The following is a 1338-nucleotide window of genomic DNA, read 5'->3' on the forward strand; positions in this document are numbered from 1 at the left end:
GGATGAGAGCATGATAACCATCGGTTCGGCCTACCGTCTCCAGCGCCTGTACAGGCTACATCTTTGACCATCCCGTGTCAGCGGGGTAGTCTCATAGTGTCAGGAAACATGAAAACGCTCATGAGAGCGGGGTAGTCTCATAGTGTCAGGAAACATGAAAACGCTCATGAGAACGTAGGATTTTGCACTGAGCCGGAGCAGACCCCAGGCAGCAGGAAAGCCGGTGTCCACCTCGCGGCGTGCGTATCTGACCGACCTGCAGGACACGATCTTCATGGCGATCCCGGAAGAGAACCTCGCGCTGATGCCGCTAAGCCAACAGGTCCTGAACGACCCTTCATTTTACGCGGACGCCATGCACTATGCCGCCGCGATCAGCGAGGATGAGCTCTTCATGGCGCTGTCCTCTTCGCTGAAGGACATGACGGTGCAAGACGCCCGGGCGTTCGTCTCGAAGCTCTGGCACAGCACGATCGATGACAATGCCCGCAAATATGCCGAAGCGTTGAAGCGCCCCGAGCGTGAAATCATGCCGCTGCGGCCTGGGAACACCGTGTAAGATCGGAGCCATTCTCTTGGCTTGAGCCCTACCGAGGTTGGCCGCCGCGAATCCCCTTTCCCGGAGGTGGCACCCTGTGCAGCGCGCGAAAGCCGTTGAAGGCGCTGTGGGGACGACTACTGTCGCCAACATGATGAACTGGGATCACATGCGCGTCTTCTTCCGGCGCACCGCGGCGCTTGCCGCTTTTGTCGCGCTGCTCTGGGCGATCCAAGTCGTCAATTGGATCACCGGCTACGGCCTGAACCCGGCCTTCGGCCTGATCCCCAGGCACGGCAGCGGGTTGGATGGTGTCATCGCTATGCCCCTCCTGCATGGGAGTTTCTCGCACCTGATGGCCAATACGCCGCCGCTCCTGGTGATGGGTGGGCTGCTGGTGGCAACGACCACGCGAGGCTTGCTGTCGGTGAACGCCGTGGTGATCGGCCTAGGGGGCGGTCTCGTGTGGTTGTTCGGCGGCTCGGCGATCCATATCGGTGCGTCGGGGCTGATCTTCGGCTGGTTTGGCTTCCTCATCGCGCGCGGTCTTGTGGATCGCTCTCCGATCACGCTGGGCGCGGCGCTGGTGGTCGGTGTCCTCTATGGCTCTATTCTCTGGGGCGTTCTTCCGGGCCAACCCGGCGTGTCGTGGGAGGCGCATCTCTTCGGCGCTATGAACCGCCCCGGGTTTGCCGGAGAGTTTTTTGTTCAAAACTTAGGCGACGTGATCAAGAGCGTTTATGCTTGCGTAGAAAGTTTCCTCCACTTCTTGCGGCGGCCGATAGCCGATGGCGCCATGT

2 protein-coding genes are annotated in these 1338 nt (G+C 60.5%); both read left to right on the forward strand.

From position 1 onward, the window contains the following. The first annotated feature begins 223 nt into the window (after positions 1–223). Positions 224–559 (forward strand): hypothetical protein, encoded by a 336-nt coding sequence (locus AAFO90_RS24870; protein ID WP_234994812.1) that lies wholly within the window; start codon positions 224–226, stop codon positions 557–559. A 76-nt stretch (positions 560–635) separates the two neighbouring features. Next, the coding region (locus AAFO90_RS24875) for a rhomboid family intramembrane serine protease (RefSeq protein ID WP_347511188.1) at positions 636–1338 on the forward strand (703 nt) is incomplete at its 3' end.

The sequence above is a fragment of the Phaeobacter sp. CAU 1743 genome, assembly GCF_039839315.1.
Classification (GTDB): domain Bacteria; phylum Pseudomonadota; class Alphaproteobacteria; order Rhodobacterales; family Rhodobacteraceae; genus Phycobacter; species Phycobacter gallaeciensis_A.